Origin of the sequence: Actinopolymorpha alba DSM 45243, assembly GCF_000373925.1 — a bacterium.
Taxonomy (GTDB): Bacteria; Actinomycetota; Actinomycetes; order Propionibacteriales; family Actinopolymorphaceae; genus Actinopolymorpha; species Actinopolymorpha alba.
Map to the genome: position 1 here is coordinate 17,719 of NZ_KB892776.1, position 23,512 is coordinate 41,230.

The window sequence follows — 23,512 nt, forward strand, 5'->3', positions numbered from 1 at the left end:
CTATGGGCCGGTACGCGCAGAGACGAGGCCGGACTCGTAGGCGAAGACCACGAGCTGGGCACGGTCGCGGGCACCGAGCTTTGTCATGGCCCGGCTGACGTGGGTCTTGGCGGTGGCCGGGCTGATCACCATCCGGGCGGCGATCTCGTCGTTCGTGAGGCCACGCGCGACGAGCGCCACGACCTCGCGCTCGCGGTTGGTGAGAGCGGCCAGGTCGTCGTCCAACCGCTCGGCCCCCTCGGGCGCGCGGGCGACGAACTCGCTGATCAGCTTGCGGGTGATCGACGGCGAGAGGAGGGCGTCGCCGCGCGCGACCACCTGGATTCCCTGCAGGAGTTCGGCGGGTTCGGTGTCCTTGACGAGGAAGCCGCTCGCGCCGGCGCGCAGGGCGTTGAAGACGTACTCGTCCAGCCCGTAGTTGGTGAGGATCAGGATGTGAACGCCGGCGAGCCGTGGGTCGGCGCTGATCTGCCGGGTCGCCTCGATGCCGTCCAGCACCGGCATCTGGACGTCGACGAGCGCGACGTCGGGCCGGTGTTGGACAGCGAGGTCGATCGTCTGCCGCCCGTCCGCGGCCTCGGCCACCACCTCGATGCCGTCCTCGGCGTCCAGCAGCGCGCGGAACCCGGCCCGGATGAGCGCCTGGTCGTCGGCAAGGAGGACGCGGATCACGGGCCCGCCTCACGGCTGCCCGCGGCAGTGCCCGAGGCGTCGGGGACGCCCCCGGCAGCGGCGACGGCGTTCACACCCTCAGGCACGGGAGCGTCCACCTCTGCGCCCGCTGCCCCTTGGCCCGCCGCCTCCACGCTCGCCAGCTCAGTGCCTTCCGCCGCGGCGCCTTCGAGCGGGAGCTCGGCCCGCACTCTGAATCCGCCGTCGGCACGCGGCCCAGCCCACAACCGCCCGCCCACGGCGGTGACGCGTTCCCGCATACCGATCAGGCCGACGCCGGGCACCTCTGCCGTGTCAACCTGGGCTTGCCCGTCATCGTCGACCTGCACGACCAGCTCGTTCGCGGCGTACTCCAACCGGACCGACGCACTCGCCCGACCGGCGTGCCGGCTGACATTGGTGAGCGCCTCCTGGATGACGCGGTAGGCGGTCCGGTCGACGTTGCCGGGGAGGGCGCGCTCGCGCCCAGTGACCGTCAACGTGATCGGCAGGCCGGTCGAACGCGCCCGCTCCAGCAGCTGGGAGAGCCGAGCAAGTCCACTACCCGCCGACTCCTCGGCATCGCCCGGATCACGCAGCACCTCGAGGGTGGCCCGCAGCTCCCGGATCGCGTCACCACCCGCCTCCTGGATGGCGAGCAGCGCCGACGGCACCTCCTCACCGCGCTTGCGGGTCAGGTGGATCGCCACCCCGGCCTGGACCTTGATCACCGAGATGGAGTGGGTGAGCGAGTCGTGCAACTCCCGCGCGATCCGCAGCCGCTCTTCCCCGGCGCGGCGGCGGGCCACCTCCTCGCGGGTGCGTTCGGCGTCGACGGCGCGCTGCTCCACCTGCTCGAGGTAGGCGGCGCGCTGCCGGGAGACCTCGGCGGTCACTGCCGCGGCGACGAACCACCCCACAGGCAGGAACCCGGCCTGGAGTGCTTCCGCGGGCGACTGCGAGCTCTCGCCGAACGCGTTGCCGACGAGCACTCGAACGATTAAGGGTGCGACCACAGCGATCGCGAACACCCGATGGCCCGCCCGGACGGCAGTGTAGAGGGCAACCAGCACCGGAAGGACCGCGATCGCGTCGGGTGGGGTCTGCACGCTGGAACCAAGAACGCACAGGGTGGTGAAGACGAGCAACAGCCGAGGGCTACGCCGGCGTACGACCAGCGCGAGGGACGCGACCAGCAGGAACAGCAGCGACGCCACGCCGAACCCGCTGACACTGCCGGCGAGCAGCGCATCAAGCAGGAGCAGCCCGGCCACGCCAACCGCGATAAGCCCGTCCTGCGCGTAGGCTCGCCGACTGTCGATGGTCATGCCGGCAGCGTAGACCGGTCTCGACGCCGAGCGCGTCCGCCGATCGGCGAAACCACCCACTACTTCCGCAGGGGTACGCGGGCACGCACCTGCATCCCACGATGTAGCCGAAACAGCCCTCTCCCGCACGATGCCCGTACGCCGCCCTCGCGGACACCATCGAGAGGCCAGTGCGAACCCGAGCGCCCGAAGGGCCATTGCGTACACCCAAAGGAGCGGCAACCGTGATCTTCGTCGAGCTGTTCGTCCCCAAAGGCACACTGGCCCCCGAGCAGCGGCGCGCGATCGGCCCGCGCATCGTCGCCGAGCTGATGTCCGATCAGGGCGCCCCCGAGGTCGTGATCGAGTCCGGCCGCAACCTCACCCAGGTCATCGTCCACGAACCCGATACCTGGACCGTAGGTAGCCAGACGGTCGAGCCGTCAGACCCGCCGCGCTACCTCGTCCGCGTGAGTGTCCCCCAGACCTGGCGCAAGGGCATGGGGCCGTACGCCATCTCCCGGATCACCAAGGTGCTCGCGGGCCTCGACCAGGACCCGCGCCGGGTGTACGACGAACCGATCGCCTGGGTCCAGGTCATCGGCATCCCCGAAGGAGGCCTCGGCATCTTTGGCCAAGTGATGGGCACCAACGACATCACCCGCCTCATCACCAAGCCGTACCGCGAGGCTCCTGAAGGCAGCATTCCCGTGGTCGAGCCCGAGCCCGGCACGGCGATCGACCCGACGTGCGGGATGACCGTGCCGTTGACCGAGAAGGCCATCACGCTGGAGTACGCGGGAACGACCTACGCCTTCTGCTGTGCCGAATGCCGCACCATCTTCGCGGAGGACCACACGCCCATGCTCCGGTGATCAGGATCGTGATCATGAAGGGTTTCCGTACGCATAGCCCTCTCCGGCTTCATGATCACGATCATGAAGTCGGGATCAGGCGGAGGGGTGGGTCGGCACGGCGACCACCGGACCACCCCGCTCGCCCGAGTCACCTGATTCACCGGTGATCGGGCGGCCGTCCACGGTGATCGCATGACCGGACGGCGAGACTGAAATGTCGACGGTGTGCCCCCGAAACTCCAAGCCCCGCAGGGTTACATTCCCCGCCGCGAAGGGACTCGGGTCGATCAGGAGCCGGCCATCCGGCTGGGGGCGTACGCCGGCCAGCCCGGTGAGGATCGCCTCGGCTCCGGTGAGACCGGCGATGATGTTCGCCCGCCGGCCAACCGGAGGCGTGCCCGGCCGGTCGGAATAATGCTCCTGCGGGAAATACGGAAGATGCTCCCCCATCCAGAACAGCCGGCTCAGCACCTGCCAGGCACGTTCGGACTCACCGCGCTCCCAGAGCGTGAGGGCAAGCTGGGGCGCCTCGCCGGTGTAGGCGCCGCCGCCCGACCAGTCGACGTCGCCGAGTTCGTAATGACGTTCGTCCTCGGCCGACACGCTGCTGACGCCGTAACTGCCGAGGAACGCGCCCGGGCGAAGGTGGCTGAGGAGATCGGCCGCCATGCTCGGCGAGCAGGCGCCGTTGCGGAGCGCGTCGAACGCCTGGACCGAATGGACGATCTCGGTGTGGCCGTCGGGATACCGGCAGCGAAACCATCGCTTGTCGGGGTCCCAAAGGTCATCGGCCACAGCCTTCCGGATCCGCTCGGCGCGTTGCCGCATGGCGGCTGTCGGAAGGTCCGCACCGGACACCTCAGCCAAGCTGGCAAGCGTGTCGAGGGACCACGCTCGCTCGGTATTCGGGCTCGCGACCACGTGTTCCCAGCCGGCGGTCCGCATCTCCAGCAGGTTGTGCTGAGTGCCGTAGTCGTACAACTCACCAGCGGGCGTGAAGTGCGCGTCGATCGCCGCCATCGTGGCGTACAACCGTTCGACCTGCCCGGCGTCAATGCCACCTTGCGCCGCGACCGCTGCGGCGAACGTCACCAATGACCAACCGCTGTAGGCGTACGCGACACCAAGGCCCGTGCCGTCTGGAGCGATCGCGTAGTTGTTGCCGAGATCGGCCGCCATCAAAGCGTTGAGTACGTCGACCGCCGTATCACCCAGCATGAGGGTGAGCAGGTGCGGCGCGTATCCCCCGGTGTCCCACGCATAGGCGCACAGGGCCCCGCCATCAATGCCGGAGGTCGCCACGAACGGATTCGTGACGAAGCTCGGGTTGTCCCACAGGCAGACCAGGCCGCTGGCCAGACTCCGGCGCCAGTACGCGTCGAGCCCGGGTACGTCGGTCCCCAGCCACGGGACCCGCGCCAGCACCGCGGCGGCCCGGCGTTCGCAGCGGTCTACGGCCTCGTCCACCCAGGTGCTCAACGGGCGGGGTGCTGTGGTGTGCGCGGCGCCGATCTGGACCGCGAGGGTGAACGTCACCTCGGCGCCCGCTGGCACCACCTGGGTGAGCAGTGTGGAATCGGCCCCGGTCGGGCTTCGCCCGTCCGGGCCCACCCCCACCTCCTCGTGGAGCAGGTCAATCGTCACCTCGCCAGCCTGCCAACGTCCGTGTCCCAGCTGGGTCGGCGCCGGCCCGGGCTCCGGCGGGACCCAACCCCATTCCCCCAAAGGGATCCGGCGCGGCCCGCCGGGGTGGAGCTCGGGGTGGAGGGTGATCGTGACCGCCTCGGCCGCGCGGTTGCGGATGGCGACCTGGACGGCGTAGCCAGCACGCCCGTAGAGCGGCGTGAGGGTGCTTCGTACGTCGAGTGACCGGAGGGCACCGTCGTGGAACTGGTGGTAGGTCCCGCGCCGTACGACCTGGTGGGGACGCCAGGTGCCGCCGGCGTAGAGGAGGCCGCGGCCGTTGACACCGGGCCGGGCGCCGTCGGGGATCCGGTGGCCGGCCACCTCGAGTTCGATCCGGAGCGAGGAGTCTGGTGCGGCGTACGGCGGGGCGAAACAACCGGCGACCCCGCAGACGGTGCCAGGCGCGAGGGCGACCGTCGACCAGCCACTGGTAACCCAGGCCTGCTGCACCACGCCCTGCCGGAGGTCGAAGGCGAAATCGTCCAACGTGTAGCGCGAAGCCATCCGTGCTCCCTCTGTCCACGCTTGCTCTGTCACCGCGGCCGGCCCCTGTGGGAAAAGGCGAGGTGGGATCAGCGGGGACCGGCGGGCCCGCGACCGCTGCTCGTGCCGGGGATGCTGCCACCACGGGGATCGTGCCCGCAATGATTGCGGCCAAGTTACTCGAAGTTTGCGGCGGGGTATTGTCGTTGGACCGGTCCAGTGCTACGGTCCCGCTCAGACGTTGGACTGGTCCAACGCGACCGGCGAAATCCACCACGAGTGCCGCTCCCGCTCCGGTGAGGGCGCATTCAGCCCCCGATTTCATCCTTCGAGGCTTTGAGGTGTCGCGGCCATGACGAAATTGACAATCCGCGATATCGCCAGGCTGTCAGGGCTGTCCAAATCCACTGTGTCCCTGGTGCTCAACAACAGTCCGCGGGTCGATCCGGCAACCCGCGAGCGCGTCCTGGAAGTCATGCGTAGCCACAACTACGTCCCCAACTTCGCCGCGACCGCACTCGCCCGTGGAAACACCCGCCTGATCGGCATGATCGTGCCCGGCCTGACCTGGCGACTCGTGGCCGCGATCAATTACGGCGTGGCCTCTGTTGTCGAGGACAGCGACTACGAGATCATCCTCTACACGAGCACCAACGACCGCGACTACGGCCGGGTCATCGAGCGGATCCTCGCTTCCAAGCTCTCGACCGGTCTGCTCGTTGTCACCCACAACCAACCACTCGAACCCCTGGAGGAACTCCAGCGCGGCGGGCTGCCGGTCGTCCTCGTCGACACCCTGGGCGCACAGAGTTCCCTGCCCTCCGTCGTCGCCGACAACTATGGCGGCGCACATGCCGCGGTACGCCACCTCGTCGAACTCGGCCACCGGCGAATCGCTTGCATCGAAGGCCCGATGGAATACCAATGCTGCCTGGACCGCACGCGCGGCTACACCGACGCGCTGCGGGAGGCGGGCATCGCGGTGCGCCCCGAGCTGGTGACAAAGGGCGAGTTCGCGGCCGACACCGTAGCCGCGAGCACCCGCGCACTTCTCGACCTCCCCAAACGCCGGCGGCCGACAGCGATCTTCGCCCACAGCGACATCACTGCCTACGCCGTCATGGAGGCAGTCGAGGACGCCGGACTCAAGGTGCCCGATGACATCTCCATCGTCGGGTTCGACGACCTGGTTTCTTCCGAGCATGTCCGCCCAGCCCTCACCACGATTCGCCAGCCATTCGAGGAAATGGGTCAGCAGGCGGCCCGGCTTCTGCTCAGCACCATCGATCCGGCTCCAGGCGACAAACCCGGGGCGAACACAGCCGACGAGCCAGCACGCATCAGCCTTTCCACGAGCCTGATCATCCGAGACAGCTGCACGACGAGCGCCTGAAATTCGCCCGCGGGCTTGCGTTTCGCCCGACCGCGATAAAAGCACCGGTAAAAGCAGCATCCTCCTGGATCACCGAAACTCGCAGCGCCAGATACGACGCGGTAGTCGAGCCTGCCCTTTTCCGCTCGAACACCTGCGTCCCTCATTCAGTGTTGTACCGGCCCCGCTCGGGCTTCGCCCGTCCGGGCCCACCCCCACCACGTGTGTCACCCCGAACCTGAGAGGAGTGGGGCAATGAGGCGACCCTCCGCCTTGACACGAACATCTGGCCTGGTAGTTGCTTTCACTCTCGCAGTCGCAGCCGCGGTACAGGTATTTCCGTCGGCAGCCAGTGCGGCGGAGCCCTTCGAAGTGATGCCGGCCGACTCGCTCGCGGCGTTCGACCAGCTGAAAGGCAGTCCGGCACCGCAGACGGAGATAGTCCAGGTCACCGGAAACCCGAACTTCGACCGGGCACTTCAAGTCAGCGTGACGGGTTCGCCGGCGAGTGCCGGTCTCGACGGCGAGTACGAAATCGCCCTGGGTGCGGGCACCGCCGCCGCTGTCACCGAGGGGGACGCGATGGTGGCGAGCTTCTGGGCGCGGTCGATCGAGCCCACCGGCGACGCCGGCTACGCGACTTTCACCTTCGAACGCGATGGCGGCAACTACAAGAAGTCCGCCAATGCCGCACTGAGGTTCACCTCGGAATGGCAGAAGTTCGAGTTTCCGTTCCGGATGGTGGAGAGCTACGCCGCGGGCGGCGCCCACATCTCGCTCTGGTTGGGCTACGGCCCCCAGGTCTTCCAGATCGCCGGCGTGTCCGTCCGCGACTACGGCCAGGGCGACCCGGCCGGCTTTCCCTCCGTGACCTACAAGGGTCGCGAGGCGAACGCCGCCTGGCGGACGGCCGCCAACGACCGCATCAGTCAATACCGCAAGGGTGACCTGCGGGTGACCGTGGTGGACCCCGCGGGCAACCCCGTGCCGGACGCCGCTGTGAAGGTGAGCATGCTCCAGCACGCCTTCAACTTCGGGACCGCCGCGGACGCCCGCTGGCTCAACAACGACACCACCGACGGGCGGAAATACCGCAGCACGGTGGCGGAGAACTTCAACCAGACCGCGTTGGGCAACGATCTCAAGTGGACGTACTGGGAGAACGAAGCACACCGCGAGCAGTACACCCTGCCGGCCCTGGAATGGCTGCGGTCCAAGGACATCTTCGTCCACGGGCACACTCTGGTGTGGGGGTCCTGGGGATACATGCCTCCGGACGTGAGCCCCCTTGCCAACGACCCGGCCGCGCTGCGCGCCCGGGTGGACGGCCACATCACCGACGAAACCTCCACCCTCAAGGGCATCGTGCCGGCCTGGGATGTCGTCAACGAGCCGTACTCCGAGCACAACCTGACCGACATCCTCGGCCAGGACGAGATCGCCCGATGGTTCACCCTCGCCAGGCAAGGCGATCCTGACGCCCGCCTACTCCTCAACGAGTACGACCTGCTGGAGAAGAACGGCTGGACCAAACGCAAGCAGGACTACATCTACAACCTGCTCGCGTCACTCAAGTCCAGCGGCGCACCCATCGACGCGCTGGGGATCCAGGGACACTTCACCGGGCTGCAGCCCACGCCGCCGGAGGACCTATTACCGATCCTCGACCGGTACGCGGACCTCGGCCTGCCGCTGGAGATCACGGAGTTCGACATCGCGACTGATGACGAGCAACTCCAGGCCGACTACACCCGCGACTTCCTCACCATGATGTTCAGCTATCCCAAGATCGAGGCGCTCAGCACGTTCGGCTTCTGGGAGTCGAACATCTGGAATCCCCTCGCGGCGTTCTTTCGCGCCGACTGGTCGGCGAAGCCCAACGCCCTGGTGTGGAAGGACCTCATCTACCGCCAGTGGTGGACCAACGCACAGGGCCAGACGGGCGCGGACGGGAAGTACACCACCCGTGGCTTCCTCGGCGACTACCTCGTGACCGTGACAGTCAACGGAGTCTCCAAACAGCAGCGGGTCTCGATGCCCACCAACACTGGCAAGGCGGTCACCGTTATCGCGGACGGCATCCAGACGCTCGACCGCGACCCGATCAAGAGCCTGATCCGCAACCCGGGCTTCGAGGACGGCACGGCCGGGTGGACAACTCTCGCCGCCGGCTCGGCGTCCGTCACCGATCCCTACTCCGGCAAGCGTTCCCTTCGGACCAGCGGCGGCGCCAGCGGTGTGGCGCAACCTGTCCTTGACATAAAGCCAGGCACCAGCTACACGCTCAGCGGTTGGGCGAAGTCGAGCGGCACCGGCAACCAGTGCTACATCGGTGTCCGGGGTGGACCCGCACCCGGGCAGGCGAGCTTTCAGCACACCCTCAACTTCAGCGACGAAACGAAGTACACCCAGAAGCTCGCGGCGTTCAGCCTGCCCGCCGACACCACGTGGACGCAGGCGTTCGTCTGGCACAACGGCGGCGTACCCGGTAACCCGGTCTGCACCGTCGACGACGTGACACTCACCGAGACGGTCGGGACCGCGCCGCCTTCGCCAGCACCGCCGTTCATCACCCCCAAGCTGCCGGGCAACGCGAGCATGCTGCTCAACGGCGACGTCGAGCGGGGCAGCACGACCGGGTGGTACTGCCTCGGCCCCTGCACGCTCTCGTTGACCGGCAGCCCGACCCACGGCGGGTCCGGCGCGCTCGCGGCCACGGCGCGCGGTGAGACCTGGGCCGGCGCCGCCCAGGGTGTGTCAGTCGGCAACGGGGGCGTCTACAACTCCTCCGCCTGGGTACGCCTGAAGAACCCCGGCACCGACACGGCGCAGGTCGCACTCAAGGTCGTGAGTTCGACCGGAACCACCACGATCCCGCTCGGCTCGGCGACGGTCACCGACACCGGGTGGACCCAGATCGCGGCGAACAACGTGCCGATCTCCTTCTCCGGCTCGTTCCAGCAGGCCGAGTGGTGGATCAGTACGAGAGGTAGCACGACCGCGCCGGATCTGCTCATCGACGACGCGAGCTTCTCAGTCCGCTCCGCACCACCTGCCGGAATGGACTTCCTCCTCAACGGTGACGTGGAGAACGGCAAGAACAACTGGTACTGCTTCTCTCCGTGCGTCGCGAGCGCCGTCAGCTCACCGGTCCACAGTGGTGCGGGTGCCCTCAAGGCCACCGGGCGAACGTATGAGTGGGCCGGACCTGCCGAGGGCGTCGAGGTCACCAACGGCGCGAAGTACAAGACGTCGGCGTGGGTACGCCTGGCGAGCGGCGCAGCCGACACCACCGCCCTCGTCAAGATCAAGTTGACAAAGACGGATGGTACCTCCGAGACCGTCCCGCTCGCCTCGGCGCCGGTGAACGCCGCCGGCTGGACGCAGGTGCACGCTAACAACGTCACCGTGTCGTGGACCGGGACGCTCGCCAAGGCCGAATGGTGGGTGAGTACGACCAGCGGCGCGGACGACTTCTACGTCGACGACGCGGCGCTCCAACCGGCAGGTGAAGATCAAACGGCCCTCGGCGCGGTGGTGCCGACCGCGCCCTGCGTGGTCAGCAACTACAACGGCACCTATACCGCCTACTTCGGCTACGACAACCCGAACGCCTTCGGCGTTCCGATCCCGGTCGGCACCGGCAATCTCATGACCCCTTCGCCGGGAGATCGCGGCCAGCCCGTCAGTTTCCTGCCGTTCCAGCGCCCCAAGCGGGCGGGCGTACCCGTCAGCTCCAGCAGCAACGTGACCTGGCAGGTGAACGGCACCTCGCAGACCGCTACCGCAAGCTCCCCACGCTGCACCCCCTGATAAGAGCATCACCAAGGAGAACTGACCATGAAACGACGTGACTTGCTGCGGGCCGCGGTCGCGGCGGCCGGCGCGAGCGTCCTCAGTGGCGGCCTGGCCGCCTGCTCCTCCGAGGAAGGCAACCGCACCACACCGTCGACCTCGTTGACGTACTGGGACTGGTATGTGAGCCAGGCCGGGTGGGTCGACAACGAGCTCAAGCTGTTCGACAAGGCACATCCAGGCCCCTCGATCAAGAGGACCACGCAGGTCACCGACAGGTACGCCGACCTGCTGGCCCTCTCGGTCCGCAGCAAGAACACGCCCGACGTCTTCATGATCCCGAAGCTGCCGGCCCTGCAGGAACAGGTTGACAAAGGCTGGCTGCTCCCACTCGACAAGTGGGCCACCTCGCAGTGGCAGTCGAGGTTCCCCGCGAACCAGTTCGTCGAGGGCGTGAACGTCTTTGGTGGCAAGGTCTACACGGCGCCGTTCGCGGCTCCCGCGCCCTCGCTGCAGCTCTACTGCCACCACGGTGCGTTCAAGGACGCCGGCCTGACCAACGCGGACGGCACCATCAAACTGCCCAAGACCTGGGACGACGTCACCCGGGCCGCGGAGGCGATCACCAGCAAGAGCGGGGGCAAGGCCTACGGGCTCGGCTTCGGCAATGCCCAGAACTTCGCGCTCGCGTGGTGGATCGATCTCTTCACCCGCGGGGCCGGCTCGCCCGGTGGCACCGCCACCATGGACTACCGGGTGGGACGTTGGACCTTCGCCAGCGACCGTAACTATGCCGACTTCCTCACCCTGCTGCTCGACTGGAAGAAGCGGGGGTTCATCTATCCGAGCTCGATGAGCATTTCCGACGAGCAGGCCAGGGCGTTCTTTTCCCAGGGCAAGTTCGGCATGACAGTCGGCGGAGTCTGGAACCAACCCACCTGGACCGAGAACAAGTTCACGGAATACAGCCTGGTTACGTTGCCCGCACCCGACGGGACGCCCAAAGCGTTCTTCTACGGCCCGCCGGGCGGATCCTTCGTCGCCATCTCCGCCAAGGCCAGCGATCCGGAGCGGGCCTGGGCCTGGCTGGACTGGTTGTACAGCAAGGAAGCCGGGAAACGCTGGGTCGAGCAGGGGCTTGGGCTTTCGGTGTATCCGGACAACAACGATCCATCGCTGGTGAAGTTCGAGCCGTTCGCGGAGTACGTCGCGATGGCCAATACCGCGTTCATCGGACCCACCCCGACCGTCCGGAATCCGGAGGTCGCCAAGGTCACCGTCAACGCCGTCAAGCCCGACATCAACGATGTTGGCGCGGGTCTCTACACCGGCCAGCTCAAGGACGTCGCCAAGGCGCTGTCCGAACTCCAGGACCGCCTCAACACCGCGCAGGACGACGCGGTCAAGGCGGCCCAGGCCAAGGGCGCGAAGGTGAGCGCGGACGATTACGTCTTCAAGGACTGGGATCCCGCGAAGCCCTACGTCCACAAGCCCGCCTGAACGCCCACCTACCCGCCGAGGTCGTCAAACCCGTCCGACCTCGGCGGGACCCCCTTCAGGAGGTGACGATGGCCGTCTCCGGAACTTTCGCGGACGGCGTGACCGCGGCCAACCCACCGGCGGGCGGGACGCCGGGTGGTACGCCGCGGCGCCGACGGCGAGGTCGGTGGAGCGCCATCTGGTCGGCACGCTGGTCGTATCTCTACGTCGCGCCGATGATGGTGTTGCTGGTGGGGTTCGTGATCTATCCCATTGGCGCGTCGCTCGGCTACACGTTCTACCAGTGGAATGGCATCGGTGATCCGACGGACTTCGTGGGGTTCGCCAATTTCGCCCAGGTGGTCAACGATTCGATCTTCTGGGGAGCGGTCCGCCACACCTTTACCTACGTCGCGATCGTCACGCCGGTCCAGCTGGTGCTGGCGCTCGCCCTCGCACTGGTGCTCAACAACCGGCGGCTGCGCTTCGCGACGTTCTATCGCACGTTGTTCTTCCTGCCGGTGGTCACCTCGGCCGCGGTCATCGGCGTGGTGTTCCAGCTGATGTTCTCCAACTTCGGCCAATCCGTCAACGATATCTTGACAGGATTCCGGATCACCAACGAGAACATCGACTGGCTTGGCGACCCGAACGTCGCGATGGGCATCATCATCGTAGTTGGGATCTGGCACACGCTCGGGTACAACCTCGTCTATTTCCTCGCCGGCCTGCAGACCATTCCTGAGGAGTTGTACGAGGCGGCGAGAATCGACGGCGCCGGCCGGATCGCGCAGTTCTGCTACATCACCGTCCCGATGCTACGCTCCGTCGGCGTCGTGATCGTGCTGCTCGCCCTCATCGGGGGGTTCCAGGTCTTTGATCTGGTGCAGGTACTCACCAACGGCGGACCATACTTCGCCACCGAGGTGGTGAACACGTACATCTACCACCTCGCGTTCGGCGGCTTCGGCGCGAGCGCCGTCCAGCCGAACGTCGGACTCGCCTCCGCGGCGTCCTTCTTCTACGGGCTTCTGCTCATTGGATTCTCCGCGGTTCAGGTGGTCGTCATCCGTTCGCTCGCGCGCCGCCGGGCCGGACAGTAGGAGGTCGCAACGATGGCATCGATCACCGTGCCCGCGGGTCGGACTCGCGGGCCGGCCGCCCGCCGGTCGCGACCTCCACGCGGCGTGCGCGCGCTGACCCACGCCGCACTCCTCATTGGTGGCCTCGCCTGGATGTATCCGTTCATCTGGACGCTCGGGAGTTCGTTCAAGGACACCGACGAATTCTTCAACCGCGGACTCAATCCGATGCCCGAACGCTTCCTCTGGTCCAACTACCTGGAGGCGTGGCAGCAGGCGTCGTTCGGGCGGTATTTCGTCAACACCCTCCTCATCACGGTAGGCACCACGGTCGGCACGCTCCTCATCACGTCGATGGCTGGCTACGTGTTGGGGCGGACCAGGTTTCCGGGCAAGAAGCTCTGCCTGGTGTTGATCTCGGCGACGTTGTTCCTGCCGCATGGGTACACGATCATCCCGATCTTCGACCTCGTGGACCGGATCGGACTCCTCAACAGCCTGTGGTCGGTCATTCTCGTTCAGGCGGCGGGCGGCGTTGTTTTCGGCACGTTCCTCTTCATGGGCTACTTCATGTCCATCGACCGGGAACTCGAAGACGCCGCCCGCATGGACGGTGCGAGTTTTCACCAGACGTTCTGGCAGATCATGCTGCCGCTCTCCGGGCCGATGATCGCCACCGTCGGGCTCTTCACCGCGATCAGTGCGTGGAACAGCTTCTTCATCCCGCTGGTCTTCACGCTGGCCAGGCCCGAACTCCGCACGCTCGCGGTCGGGATGTACTCCTTCATCGGCGAGAACTCCACGCAGTGGACGCTGCTGTGTGCGGGATCGGTGATCACCCTGGCGCCGATCATCGCGCTCTTCCTTCTCCTGCAGCGGTTCTTCGTCAACGGCCTCGCCGGCGCCGTCAAGCAGTAGTTGCGGTCCCCTGCCTTCTCAGTATCCGAACACGCGGCCGGCGGACCAGTTGTCTCACGGGCCGGGCGGCCTGGGGAATGACCCGAGATCGCCCACCACGTCAGAGAAGGCTTTCGCGGCCAACCATGATCAACTTGCGAAAAGGGCCCACGCTTCGCGCCCGCGGTGGGCGATTTCTGCAAGTTGATCATGAACCGGCCCCCAAGCCGTCCAGCCCGTGAGACAACCCGCCGCCGCGGGGGTTCCAGCCGAGCACCTACGCCGCGCACACGCGAACGCGGCTCCGGCGTCAGGGCCGTTACAGCTCCTGAACGCTGACGCTGATCGTTGGCACCTTCTCGATCGTGTGGTGCACCTTGCACCGGTCGCCGGCACGAACCAGCGCGCCGATCTGCTGCTGTGTCAGGCCTTTCGGCAGGTGGTAGACGACCTCGATCTCCGACATCCGCAGCGGCCGGCTGGCCGAGGTCGCGGAGACGTCGACTGTCGCGCCGTCGACGTTCAGTCCCTGGGTTGTCCATAGTCGACGAGCGTTGCCAGCATGCAGGCGCCGAGCCCGGCCAGGAAGAGTTCGGTGGCGAGGAAGTCCCCCGAGGTGGGACCCGCGCCCGCACGGCCCTGCTCGCGGAGTTGTTGGAGGCGCGGGAGCCGTTGCCGGAGACGCTCGTCGCCCGCGCGACCCGGGCAGGTTGGCGCTGGCATGTCGGCCTCCACATCCTCGCCCACGAGGTTGAGAGCCTGCATCCGTTGATCATGTCGACCCTCACCGAGGTGCTGGGTACGGCAGGCCTGCCTGTCCCGGCGTTCGCCCACCACGCGGGTGGCGCGTGGACGTGGCTGTCGGCGTGGGAGCCGGGCGCTACCGCCCCGCGACGAACTCACCGACCGGATCGAGCGGGCCTTGCGCCTGGTCCACGACCGGGCCGGAGCGCGCGGCCTAGTGGCGGGGATCGGCTCGGTGTCCGCGGGTTTCTCCGGTCTCGTCGCCACCCTCACCGCCGCCCTGCTCGCCCGGTCGAGCGGTCGGCCGGGCACCGTCCTGTCCAGCGGCGACCTCGGACCGGCGCAGGTGCTGCTGAGCAAGTACGCCGCGGGGCTGGGGTTCGGGGAGGCCGCCACGCTGCTGGCTCCGCTGCACAGCGAACCCCTGCTGCTCGCCACGCTGGTGAGCTACCTCGACCATGCGTGCGTGGTGGCCGACACCGCCCGGGCGCTCGGTGTTCACCGCAACACGGTGATGCAGCGAATCCGCCGGATCGAGCAACTGCTCGGCGTACGTCTCGACGACCCCGACACCCGGCTCGCGCTGCAGCTGGCGCACCGCGTGGCCGGGCACTAGAGGGCTGGCCTCCACCGGAAAGCCTTGACGACCGCTGCTTTGTCGTCTAGCTTTCTGGCTAATGCCAATAGCCAGGGTCGAGGCAAAGGGGTTATTCATGGCGAAGGCTCCAGCAACAGAAATCCGTCCCGGCGTCTACCGCATCCCCACCGCGCCGTGGGACCTGGTCAACTCCTACGCGTTCGTCGATGACGACGGCCAAGTCACGCTCGTCGACACCGGCACCAAGGCGGCACCGAAGAAGATCAGTGCGGCCCTCTCCTGGATCGGGAGCGCGCCCTCCCAGGTCACCCGGATCGTCCTGACTCACGCGCACCCCGACCACGCCGGTGGGCTCAACACCCTCGCCAACGAGACCGGCGCGGACGTCGTGGCCCACGAGGCCGACGCGCCGAGCCTGCGCAGTGGACGTACGCCGGCCCGCGACCTGTCGTCCTTCGGCGGTCGGTTGCTCGAACGCCTGCCCGGCGGCGGCTTCACCCCGACCGAGGTGGCCGAGGAGTTCGTCGACGGTCAGGTGCTCGACGTCGGTGGTGGCCTGGAGGTGGTCCACACGCCGGGCCACAGCCCCGGGCACGTGGCCCTCCTCCACCACAGGAGCGGCATCCTGATCACCGGCGACTCGATCTTCAACGTCCGCGGGCTGCGCTGGTCACCGGCGTTCTTCTGCACGAACTTCCAGCTCACCAAGAAGACCGCGACCCGGTTGGCCGAACTCGACTACGAGGTGGCGGCGTTCACCCACGGCCCGCAGATCACCGACGGCCCGCGCGACGCGATCCGGGACTTCCTCCGCCGCGAACGGGTGGCGACCGATTGAACGCCGGCAGCAAACCGCCGGCAGCACGAACGTGAACGGCAGGAAGGCGGGCACCAAGGTGGATGAGGCGACGCGTGCCTAGGGCGGGACTTTCGACCGCGGCCGTGGTGGAGGCCGCGCTGCTCCACGTCGACGAGCACGGCGCGGACGGCCTGACTCTGGCCGCCGTGGCGGGCCGGACCGGCGTCGCCGCACCCTCGCTCTACAAACACGTACGCAATCTCGCCGAACTCCGCCGGCTCGTCGCCACCCGCGTGATGGATGAGTTCAGCCACCGCCTCGGCGTCGCGGTGATGGGCCGCAGCGGCGACGACGCGGTGGCCGCGCTCATGCGGGCTTGGCGGGAGTACGTGAAGGAGTACCCCGGGAGGTACGCCGCCATCCCGTCAAACCCGCTGTCTGACCCGGCCCTCGCGGAGCCCAGCGGGCGACAGCTCGAGATCATCCTCGCTGTCCTGCGGGGGTACGGGCTCGAGGGCGCGGCGGCCATCCATGCCACCCGGTGTTTGCGGTCAGCGGGGCACGGTTTCGCATCCTTGGAGGCGGCCGGCGGATTCGGGCTGCCGGAGGACCTGGACACCACCTTCGAGCACCTGATGGACATGCTCATCGCCGGTCTTCACGAACTCAGCAGCGCGACGCCCGCCACTGATCGGCGGTGATCCGCCAGAGCACGTGTCGGGAGAGGCGATGGCCCGCCGGGAGCCGCGGATGATCGAAGTCGTCGGCCGCGTCATGGGTCATGCCGATGCGACGCATGACCGCCTGTGAGCGCAGGTTGGTGGTGGCCGTGAACGACACGATCTCGGTGAGACCCGCCGGGTCGAAGCCGAACGCGAGCGCCGCCCGGGCCGCTTCGGATGCGTACCCCCTGCCCCAGGCTGATCGGGCCAGGCGCCAACCCACCTCGACCGCTGGGGTGAAGTGTGCATCGAAGGACGGCACCGAAAGGCCGGTGAACCCGATGAACTCTCCGGCGCCTTGGACCTCGAGCGCCCAGAGGCCGAATCCGCGCTCGGGGAACGCCGACTCGATCCGGGCCACCAGGTCGTCGCTCTCTTCGCGGGTCATGAGAGCGGGGAAATGCTCCATCACGTCGGGATCGGAGTTCAGGGCGGCGAACGGCTCCAGGTCGCTGTCGCGCCAACGACGGAGGATCAACCGTTCGGTTTTGAATTCAGATCGCTCAACCACCAGGTGACCTTACCGGGCGTGAACCAGGCGTGAACCAGGCGTGAGCCGCGTTGGCGCTGGTGCAGCGCCGCTCCCGGGGCATACCGGGTATACCCCGTTCGCCGGATGGTGGTCCGGCCGGGGTACCCGCAGGGTGGATGCCATGACGACGTACGCCCCTCGCGCGAGCGCCCTCGCACGTCCCCTGACCGTCCCTCGGTGGGCCACCGTCGCGGCCCACATCACCGCCTGCCTCACCATTCCTTCGGGACTGTGGCGGATCGCGCTAGTCGTCGGCCTCCCGCTCACGAAGTACGACACGAGCCTGGTCCCGGTCCGGGAACGGCTTTACATCGTGTCGCTCTCCTTGGTCGCGGAGATCCTCGCCGTTCTGACGCTCGGCCTGGTCCAGCCGTGGGGTGAGGTCATGCCACGTTGGGTTCCGCTGCTGGGTGGGCGGCGGATCCCGCCGCTGGCCGCCGTCATTCCGGCCAGCCTGGGCTCGGTGGCGCTGGTCGCGCTGAGCATCTTCGCGACGTACAACCTCACCATCCGGGAACCCCTCGGCACACCGATCCAGCAGGGGCTGCTGATCGCGTGCTACGTACCCCTACTGGCCTGGGGACCCATGCTCGCCGCCGTCACGGTCGCGTACTACCGCCGGCGCCGCGCCGAGGTACGCCTGTAGAAACGGCCCCTGCAGGGGCGAGAGCGGAACCATCCCCAGCTCCGCCGGCGGAGCGACCCGGCTGGCGAGCTCCCACCCGTCCGTGTCGGTCCAGTTCGCGTTGGCGTCGACGAGGCGGCCCGTCGCGGTGCCGCCGAACACCAGCTGCACACTGTCGGGGTAGGGGTACGCATAGCCGTCGGGCCGTGGCCCCAGATGAGCCAGATGAACGAAGCCGAGGTAGGTCAGGGTCGCGCGATCGACCTGCCACCCCGTCTCCTCGGCCACCTCGCGTACGACGGCCTCGGTCATCGTTTCGCCCGGCTCCGGACGGCCGCCAGGCCAGACATGCCGCTCGTGGCGGTTCTCGCAGACCACGACGCCACCTGGGGTCGCGACGATGCAGCGCACGGAGCTGACGAGTTCGTCGGGCACCCGCACGGTTGTGAGGTACGACGAGAACTCCAACGGGATGCTCCCACCCGGCCCCCATGCCTCGCGGTGGACCGCGGCCGGCCGATGCTGACCGAGAATCCGCAGTAGCTCAGGGTGTCGACGTCGACCGCTGGAGCCGTCCTTCACAGAAACCCTCCTGTCACCTTGGCAAACCGCCGGAATCCTTGAGTCAGCCCTTGAGCGGACGTCCAGTTGCGCCAAGGGTCTCGCCGATAATACGTACAGCCTTCGGGCCGACTCCGTGCATCGCCAGCAGGTCAGCTTCGGTCAGTTCGGCGACCTGGGCGAGAGTGGTGATGCCGGCACTTGCAAGCGCCTGCGTGGCGGGTCTGCCGATGGCCTTGGGCAGGTCACCGACCTCGCCAGCGGCCGCGGACTCCGCGGCTGCTGCCTGCGTTGCGAGCCGCTTCGGTGCGCGCGAAAGCCAGGCGCGGCGTACCCAGTGGTTGAGCTCCTGACCGTTGATGTCCCCGAGCGGGATACGTACGCCGATTGGCGTCGCGCCACGGGTCAGCCGCTCAGCGGTTTTGTGCCTTGCCAGGACCTCGTCCGCCTCCGCCGCGGGGAGATGAAGCTGCACATAGTCTTCCTTGTCCTTCGAGGCGAATCGCTTGTCGCCCACAGTGAATGCGGCGGTGCCGAAGCCGGTGTCCTGCTCGGCGGTCTCGGGGAGGGAAAGCGCGGTCTTGCGAAGCTGGGCGAGCGTCGTCATGGGTCCACTTTGGCATGCCGGCTGAAGTACCTGTGCTCGCCGAGCCTGCCGAACTTGCCGAGCTGTCAGAGGTTTCTCGGCTAAGAGACCGAGAAACCTCTGACAACCCGGACCTAACCCGGCGACGATGTGGCGGCCCTGGCAACCAGTGCACGCCGAACCTTGAGTAGATGCCCACTTTCGCGCGGGAAGTGGGCATCTACTCAAGGTTCGACGCCCGACCTCGTCAGATCTGCCCGCGATGTGAGACTAGGCGGGCGCCGTCTCACATTGTGTACACCTTCTCGGGTGCGAGGCAGGGCATATCCCCACCAGGCAAGGCAAATTCGCCTAGTGAGGCGGGGAATTGCCGCGTGAGGTCCGCCAAAGGGTGTACACAATGTGAGACAGGAGCCCGGTTTCTCAATAGACGAGACGTTCAGGTGTACGCCATTCGAGACAGCCGCGGCCTCACGGAGGCTTATTCAAAACCTCTGGCGCCGGAGAAGTTGCTGGATCTGATTGAGCCGGAACCGAACCATGATCAACTAGGCCGCCAGCGGTCCGGCCTGCGAGACGACCCGCAGCAGATCAAGATCGTTTCGGGGAAGTGGCCCACGCTCCGCGCGGAGCGTGGGCCACTTCCCCGAAACGATCTTGGTCGCGCCTCCACCAAGTCGCCTCCCGCTGCTTTCACGATGCCGCGACCTGTCGGCGTAAAGGGGTTTGAATAAGCCTCGCCGTATCTCCCGACGAAGCACGCTCAATTCGCCTTGCCTGTCGACGAGTCAGCGCACGAAGACCCGAACTGGTCCCCCATCCGCCGTACCTCGCCAAAACCGTGAAGAATCCGGGGGTCACAGCACCCCGGAATCTCGCAAGCTATCTCCTAGTCGGCATGAGCCCGGCCAGCACCTTGGCCCATAGATACTCCCACCGTCCTGCCGTGTAGCGGTAGGCGTCGCCCCGAGGTCAGCCTCTTGACAACCGGACGCTTCCTTGTAATGTCTGGCTGCAAGCAGCACTGATCCGTATTAGTAAAGAGGATTCAGTCAAGGAGCCGGACTGCTGTGCGGGTACGTCAAGCTGACATCGCGCGTCGTGCCGGCGTGTCTCAGGCCACGGTCTCGATGGTGATCAATGGCCGCGGTGACGCGGCCGGCATCCCAGCGGAGACGCAGCGCCGCGTCCTCGAGGCGAGCCGGAGTCTCGGTTACGTCCCCAATCCCGTCGCCCGCAACCTACGCGGCAAACGCACCAACCTGCTCGGCGTTCACAGCTTCGAGGCGGTGTTTCCGCTCGACCGCCGGGACTACTACTACGAGTTTCTCCTGGGAATCGAGGAGGAAGCCGAGAGCGCTGGCTACGATCTGGTGCTTTTCACCTCCGCTGGCGGTGAGCCGGATCGCCGCCGCCGGATCTACCGCGACGGTGTCAAGCGACTCACTATTGCCGACGGCAGCATCCTGCTGGGCGTTCACTCCGATCGGGACGAACTCCTCCGTCTGGTCAAGGACGGCTATCCCTTCGTCCATATTGGCCGGCGGGATATTCCGGGTGCGACCATTCCGTTCGTCACCACTGACTATGCGCGGGCGGTCGAGCAGGTGGTCGACAACCTCCTCCGGCTCGGCCATCGCCGGATTCTCTACGCCGGGTCGGAGGTTCCCATCGAGCCGCAGCACGATCGTAGGAAGGGATTTCGGGCCGCCCTGGCCGCGCACAAGGTCCGGACCGGCCGCCTCGTCCAGCTACCGCCGGATGCCGTGACGGCCGACTGGCTCAAGCGACTGATCAACGACGGCTACACCGCCGTCCTTCTCGAAGGGCTTCCACACGCCCGGCAGGCCCTCACGGCCGCGGCCGGCGTGGCGATTCCAGACGACCTGTCTGTTGTCGTCCTCGACTCACCACCTTCAGGTACTAACGAGTTCGCGGCTTGGAGCACGTTACGTATTCCCCGCACCGAGATGGGCAGAGCGGCCGTACGCCTGCTGCTCTCCCGCCTGGACCAACCAACCAAGGCGCCTGTTCAGCTGGTGCTGCCGAGCAGCGCACCAGCACCGCACACCATCGCCACACCCGCAAGGACGTAAGAGCCTGACATCCCACAGCGACGACCAACTGGGAAGGATCAGAAGGTGACCATGCGCGAACTCCAGGCGGATCTACTCGTGGTCGGCGGCGGCCTGGGCGGTGTCGCCGCGGCACTCACCGCGCTGCGGCTGGGCCGGCGAGTCGTACTCACCGAAGAAAGCGAATGGCTGGGCGGACAGCTGACCAGCCAGGCGGTGCCACCGGATGAGCACCCGTGGGTCGAGAGTCGCTACGCCTCACCAAGCTATCGCGCATTACGCCAACGGATCCGGGACTTCTACCGCCGCAACCTTCCGTTGACAGCGGACGCGGCCGCGGCTCCATTGCTGAACCCTGGTCGTGGCTTCGTCAGCCCGCTCTGCCACGAGCCGGCCGTCGCCGTCGCCGCCATTCACGAACTCCTCGCGCCGTATCTCGCCGCGGGCCAACTCACCCTGCTACTTCAGCACGAGCCGGTGGCCGTCCACCGCACGGGTGACCACCTCGAGGGTGCCACGGTCCGGCGTCGTGGCGGCGACGACATCACCATCACCGCGTCGTACGTCGTCGACGCGACTGAACTCGGCGACCTCCTCGAACTCGGTGGCGTCGAGCACGTGATCGGCGCGGAAGGCCAGGACGATACGGGCGAGCCGCATGCCCCGGAGGTCGCGAATCCCCTTGACCAGCAGGCGATCACGTGGTGCTTCGCGATCGAGCACCGGCCCGGCGAGGACCACACGGTCGAACGCCCGCCAAGCTACGACCACTGGCGGCACCACGTCGCGCCGTTCTGGCCCGGCCCTCAGCTTGCCTGGACCGATGTCGACCCGGTGACGCTCGCGACCCGGCACCGGCCGATCTTCCTCGGCGAGCCGGATGAGGAGAACACCCAGGACTTCTGGCGTTACCGGCGGATCGTCGCCAAGGCTCACTACCGTCCCGGCACCGTGGAACACGACGTGACGCTGGTGAACTGGCCCCAGAACGACTACTGGGAAGCCCCTCTCCTCGGCGTCGACGAGACCATACGCGACCACGCCCTCCGGCAGAGCCGGGAACTCGCGCTCTCACTCCTGCACTGGATGCAGACCGAGGCGCCACGGCCCGACGGCGGCGCCGGATATCCCGGCCTACGGCTGCGACCTGACATCACCGGAACTCCCGACGGTCTCGCGATGCGCCCCTACATTCGCGAAGCCCGCCGGATCAAGGCGGAGTTCACCGTGACCGAACTCCACGTCGGCGTGGAAGCCGCGGGCGACAACGGTCCCGTGCAGTTCGACGATTCCGTCGGGCTCGGCAACTACCGCATCGACCTTCACCCGAGCACGGCCGGCCGGACCTACGTCGACATCGACTCCTATCCGTTCCAGATCCCACTCGGCGCGCTCATTCCGGCCCGGGTCGAGAACCTCCTGCCCGCCAACAAGAACATCGGAACGACGCACATCACCAACGGCTGTTACCGCCTGCACCCGGTCGAATGGGCAATCGGTGAAGCGGTGGGCGCGCTCGTGGCGTTCTGCCTCGATGGTCAGCATCGGCCACGCGAGGTGCGTGCGGACGCTGAACGGCGTACCACCTATCAGCGGCTGCTGACCGAACGGCTCGGCATCGAACTCGCCTGGTCACCGGAGATCCGCGGCCTTTCGACCCACAAACGCCCCGCCTATCCGCAGTTCGCCGAACTCGCCGGCGCGCAGGCGCCACCCATCCTCCTCTGAGCTGGACCGGCGCCGGAGCGCACCGGCGCCGATCCACTAGCCCCTGACGTGAACGTCGCGGATTTCGCCACCACGTGGTGGGTATGGAGAGGTGATGGAATTCGGAGTGGGCTACTTCCCTACACACGACGGTATGGATCCTGGTGCGCTCGCCCGGATGCTGGAGGAACGTGGGCAGAACGCCGTGCTCTTCGCCGAGCACACCCACATCCCGGCAAGTCGGGAAACGCCTTATCCGGGTGGCGATCTTCCGGCGAAGTACTGGCACTGCTACGACCTGTTCGTCGCGTTGACGGCCGCCGCTGCCGCGACGTCGAAGCTGCGGGTGGGCAGCGGCGTCTGTCTCGTCATCCAGCGCGACCCGATCATCACCGCACACGAGGTCGCCAGCATTGACCATCTGTCGGGCGGGCGGTTGGAGTTCGGCGTCGGTGCCGGCTGGAACCGCGAGGAGATGCGCAACCACGGCACCGATCCACGCACGCGGATGGCGCTGCTCCGGGAACGCGTCGAAGCCATGAAGGCGATCTGGACCCAGGTCGAGGCCAGCTATACCGGCACCCACGTCTCCTTCGAACGCATCTGGTCCTATCCCAAACCGGCACAGCAACCCCATCCGCCCATCCTCGTCGGCGGCGACGGACCAACCGTGCTGGACCGGGTGATCGCCTTCGGCGACGAATGGATTCCCAACTATCTCGGCGATCCGGCGATCTTCGACCGAATCCGGGAACTCCGCGCCCGTGCGGAACGCCCGGTCGGAGTGCAGCTGCTCTCGGCGCCAGCCGATCCGGCCGCCCTCGAACGCATGCGGGACGCCGGAGTGAGGCGGGCGAACCACTGGCTTCCGTCCGGCTCCCGCGGCACCGTCGAACGCGCACTCGACCGCTGGGAGGACGCGATCGCCAAGCTGAACGGCGAACTCTCCTAGGG

General features: G+C 67.3%; 21 protein-coding genes. 13 read left to right on the forward strand and 8 right to left on the reverse strand.

Translation table 11 applies throughout. The features are described from left to right. Entirely contained in the window at positions 1-672 is a 672-nt protein-coding gene (locus B141_RS0125945; RefSeq protein WP_020578108.1) for a response regulator, read from the reverse strand. Next, complete coding sequence (locus B141_RS0125950; RefSeq protein ID WP_040422339.1) at positions 669-1,979, reverse strand: sensor histidine kinase; 1,311 nt, start codon at positions 1,977-1,979, stop codon at positions 669-671. The genes B141_RS0125945 and B141_RS0125950 overlap by 4 nt, the downstream gene beginning before the upstream one ends. 224 nt (positions 1,980-2,203) lie before the next feature. Between B141_RS0125950 and B141_RS42780 the strand changes: the two genes are divergently transcribed. Then, positions 2,204-2,833: a YHS domain-containing protein gene (locus tag B141_RS42780; RefSeq protein WP_020578110.1), complete on the forward strand. Its 630-nt coding sequence runs from the start codon at positions 2,204-2,206 to the stop codon at positions 2,831-2,833. A gap of 75 nt (positions 2,834-2,908) precedes the next feature. On the opposite strand, the gene B141_RS0125960 is transcribed toward B141_RS42780, so the two are convergent. Then, positions 2,909-5,005: an MGH1-like glycoside hydrolase domain-containing protein gene (locus B141_RS0125960; RefSeq protein WP_020578111.1), complete on the reverse strand. Its 2,097-nt coding sequence runs from the start codon at positions 5,003-5,005 to the stop codon at positions 2,909-2,911. Positions 5,006-5,336: 331 nt separating this feature from the next. Between B141_RS0125960 and B141_RS0125965 the strand changes: the two genes are divergently transcribed. The 5 genes from B141_RS0125965 (at position 5,337) to B141_RS0125985 (ending at position 13,630) form a co-directional block, all read left to right on the forward strand. Continuing rightward, positions 5,337-6,377 carry a LacI family DNA-binding transcriptional regulator gene (locus B141_RS0125965; protein ID WP_020578112.1) on the forward strand — a complete coding sequence of 347 codons (1,041 nt, stop codon included), beginning with the start codon at positions 5,337-5,339 and terminating at the stop codon, positions 6,375-6,377. 354 nt (positions 6,378-6,731) lie between these two features. Then, complete coding sequence (locus B141_RS46100; protein ID WP_020578113.1) at positions 6,732-10,169, forward strand: endo-1,4-beta-xylanase; 3,438 nt, start codon at positions 6,732-6,734, stop codon at positions 10,167-10,169. A 27-nt stretch (positions 10,170-10,196) separates the two neighbouring features. After that, complete coding sequence (locus tag B141_RS0125975) at positions 10,197-11,651, forward strand: ABC transporter substrate-binding protein (protein ID WP_020578114.1); 1,455 nt, start codon at positions 10,197-10,199, stop codon at positions 11,649-11,651. Between the two features lie 68 nt (positions 11,652-11,719). Then, positions 11,720-12,733, forward strand: coding sequence for a carbohydrate ABC transporter permease (locus tag B141_RS0125980; protein WP_020578115.1), 1,014 nt, complete (start codon positions 11,720-11,722; stop codon positions 12,731-12,733). A 12-nt stretch (positions 12,734-12,745) separates the two neighbouring features. Beyond that, on the forward strand, positions 12,746-13,630 hold the full coding sequence (locus B141_RS0125985; protein WP_020578116.1) for a carbohydrate ABC transporter permease: 885 nt from the start codon (positions 12,746-12,748) through the stop codon (positions 13,628-13,630). 298 nt (positions 13,631-13,928) lie between these two features. Here the strand turns inward: B141_RS0125985 and B141_RS49655 are convergent, their stop codons facing one another. Continuing rightward, positions 13,929-14,075, reverse strand: coding sequence for a hypothetical protein (locus B141_RS49655; protein WP_020578117.1), 147 nt, complete (start codon positions 14,073-14,075; stop codon positions 13,929-13,931). 56 nt (positions 14,076-14,131) lie between these two features. Then, positions 14,132-14,374, reverse strand: coding sequence for a hypothetical protein (locus B141_RS0125995; RefSeq protein WP_020578118.1), 243 nt, complete (start codon positions 14,372-14,374; stop codon positions 14,132-14,134). A gap of 76 nt (positions 14,375-14,450) precedes the next feature. On the opposite strand from B141_RS0125995, the gene B141_RS0126000 reads away from it, so the two are divergent. From B141_RS0126000 to B141_RS42790, 3 genes are all read left to right on the forward strand, one after another. Continuing rightward, positions 14,451-14,969, forward strand: coding sequence for a PucR family transcriptional regulator (locus B141_RS0126000; RefSeq protein ID WP_202805918.1), 519 nt, complete (start codon positions 14,451-14,453; stop codon positions 14,967-14,969). 97 nt (positions 14,970-15,066) lie between these two features. Next, positions 15,067-15,789 carry an MBL fold metallo-hydrolase gene (locus B141_RS0126005; RefSeq protein ID WP_020578120.1) on the forward strand — a complete coding sequence of 241 codons (723 nt, stop codon included), beginning with the start codon at positions 15,067-15,069 and terminating at the stop codon, positions 15,787-15,789. 74 nt (positions 15,790-15,863) lie between these two features. Continuing rightward, a complete protein-coding gene (locus B141_RS42790; protein WP_157181282.1) occupies positions 15,864-16,451 on the forward strand; it encodes a TetR/AcrR family transcriptional regulator in 588 nt (195 codons plus the stop codon). On the opposite strand, the gene B141_RS0126015 is transcribed toward B141_RS42790, so the two are convergent. Next, complete coding sequence (locus B141_RS0126015) at positions 16,417-16,983, reverse strand: GNAT family N-acetyltransferase (protein WP_020578122.1); 567 nt, start codon at positions 16,981-16,983, stop codon at positions 16,417-16,419. The two genes, B141_RS42790 and B141_RS0126015, sit on opposite strands and share 35 nt — an antisense overlap. A 142-nt stretch (positions 16,984-17,125) precedes the next feature. Between B141_RS0126015 and B141_RS0126020 the strand changes: the two genes are divergently transcribed. Continuing rightward, positions 17,126-17,650 carry a hypothetical protein gene (locus tag B141_RS0126020; RefSeq protein ID WP_020578123.1) on the forward strand — a complete coding sequence of 175 codons (525 nt, stop codon included), beginning with the start codon at positions 17,126-17,128 and terminating at the stop codon, positions 17,648-17,650. Here the strand turns inward: B141_RS0126020 and B141_RS46105 are convergent. After that, on the reverse strand, positions 17,573-18,211 hold the full coding sequence (locus B141_RS46105; protein ID WP_020578124.1) for an NUDIX domain-containing protein: 639 nt from the start codon (positions 18,209-18,211) through the stop codon (positions 17,573-17,575). The genes B141_RS0126020 and B141_RS46105 overlap by 78 nt on opposite strands. Positions 18,212-18,254: 43 nt before the next feature. Continuing rightward, a complete protein-coding gene (locus tag B141_RS51695) occupies positions 18,255-18,797 on the reverse strand; it encodes a hypothetical protein (RefSeq protein WP_020578125.1) in 543 nt (180 codons plus the stop codon). Positions 18,798-19,846: 1,049 nt separating this feature from the next. On the opposite strand from B141_RS51695, the gene B141_RS0126035 reads away from it, so the two are divergent. The 3 genes from B141_RS0126035 (at position 19,847) to B141_RS0126045 (ending at position 23,510) form a co-directional block, all read left to right on the forward strand. Beyond that, positions 19,847-20,872, forward strand: coding sequence for a LacI family DNA-binding transcriptional regulator (locus B141_RS0126035; protein ID WP_020578126.1), 1,026 nt, complete (start codon positions 19,847-19,849; stop codon positions 20,870-20,872). Between the two features lie 51 nt (positions 20,873-20,923). Further along, on the forward strand, positions 20,924-22,579 hold the full coding sequence (locus tag B141_RS0126040) for an FAD-dependent oxidoreductase (protein WP_040422354.1): 1,656 nt from the start codon (positions 20,924-20,926) through the stop codon (positions 22,577-22,579). Positions 22,580-22,673: 94 nt separating this feature from the next. After that, positions 22,674-23,510: an LLM class F420-dependent oxidoreductase gene (locus B141_RS0126045; RefSeq protein WP_020578128.1), complete on the forward strand. Its 837-nt coding sequence runs from the start codon at positions 22,674-22,676 to the stop codon at positions 23,508-23,510. The last annotated feature ends 2 nt before the right edge of the window (positions 23,511-23,512 follow it).

Excerpts from the sequence above, each read along its gene's own strand:
- B141_RS0125995 (WP_020578118.1), bottom strand. The coding sequence starts at position 14,374 with ATGCAGGCTCTCAACCTCGTGGGCGAGGATGTGGAGGCCGACATGCCA.
- B141_RS49655 (WP_020578117.1), bottom strand. The coding sequence starts at position 14,075 with ATGTCGGAGATCGAGGTCGTCTACCACCTGCCGAAAGGCCTGACACAG.
- B141_RS0126005 (WP_020578120.1), top strand. The coding sequence starts at position 15,067 with ATGGCGAAGGCTCCAGCAACAGAAATCCGTCCCGGCGTCTACCGCATC.
- B141_RS46100 (WP_020578113.1), top strand. The coding sequence starts at position 6,732 with ATGCCGGCCGACTCGCTCGCGGCGTTCGACCAGCTGAAAGGCAGTCCG.
- B141_RS0125975 (WP_020578114.1), top strand. The coding sequence starts at position 10,197 with ATGAAACGACGTGACTTGCTGCGGGCCGCGGTCGCGGCGGCCGGCGCG.
- B141_RS0126045 (WP_020578128.1), top strand. The coding sequence starts at position 22,674 with ATGGAATTCGGAGTGGGCTACTTCCCTACACACGACGGTATGGATCCT.
- B141_RS0125960 (WP_020578111.1), bottom strand. The coding sequence starts at position 5,005 with ATGGCTTCGCGCTACACGTTGGACGATTTCGCCTTCGACCTCCGGCAG.
- B141_RS0125985 (WP_020578116.1), top strand. The coding sequence starts at position 12,746 with ATGGCATCGATCACCGTGCCCGCGGGTCGGACTCGCGGGCCGGCCGCC.
- B141_RS0125980 (WP_020578115.1), top strand. The coding sequence starts at position 11,720 with ATGGCCGTCTCCGGAACTTTCGCGGACGGCGTGACCGCGGCCAACCCA.
- B141_RS0125950 (WP_040422339.1), bottom strand. The coding sequence starts at position 1,979 with ATGACCATCGACAGTCGGCGAGCCTACGCGCAGGACGGGCTTATCGCG.
- B141_RS0126020 (WP_020578123.1), top strand. The coding sequence starts at position 17,126 with ATGACGACGTACGCCCCTCGCGCGAGCGCCCTCGCACGTCCCCTGACC.
- B141_RS0125965 (WP_020578112.1), top strand. The coding sequence starts at position 5,337 with ATGACGAAATTGACAATCCGCGATATCGCCAGGCTGTCAGGGCTGTCC.
- B141_RS0126040 (WP_040422354.1), top strand. The coding sequence starts at position 20,924 with ATGCGCGAACTCCAGGCGGATCTACTCGTGGTCGGCGGCGGCCTGGGC.
- B141_RS51695 (WP_020578125.1), bottom strand. The coding sequence starts at position 18,797 with ATGACGACGCTCGCCCAGCTTCGCAAGACCGCGCTTTCCCTCCCCGAG.